The organism is Methylobacterium sp. CCH5-D2 (genome assembly GCF_001556475.1).
GTDB lineage: Bacteria > Pseudomonadota > Alphaproteobacteria > Rhizobiales > Beijerinckiaceae > Methylobacterium > Methylobacterium hispanicum.
This window is the reverse complement of the sequence record NZ_LSIX01000995.1, coordinates 1-221: the sequence shown is the minus strand read 5'-3', so window position 1 is coordinate 221 and position 221 is coordinate 1. Positions and strand designations below refer to the sequence as shown.

Here is a 221-nt window from a genome sequence, read left to right as displayed (position 1 = left end):
CGCAGGATGTCTTCCGAGATCTGCATCTGACGCTCCATCTCGGCGATCGCGGCCGGGGGGGCGTCGATGTTGAGGAGCGCGAAGTGCGCCTTGCGGTTCTTCTTGATGCGGTAGGCGAGGGACTTGACGCCCCACATCTCGATCTTCTCGAGGCGGCCGCCGTTCTGCTCGATCACACCCTTGTAGGTGTCGATCATGGTCTCGACCTGCTGGGACGTCAC

At 62.4% G+C, this 221-nt stretch carries 1 protein-coding gene; it reads right to left on the bottom strand.

Features of this window, described 5'->3' with window-relative positions; translation table 11 throughout:
• Positions 1-221: 30S ribosomal protein S6 (gene rpsF, locus AX737_RS26930; protein ID WP_156453989.1), on the bottom strand; the 221-nt coding region annotated here is incomplete at both ends.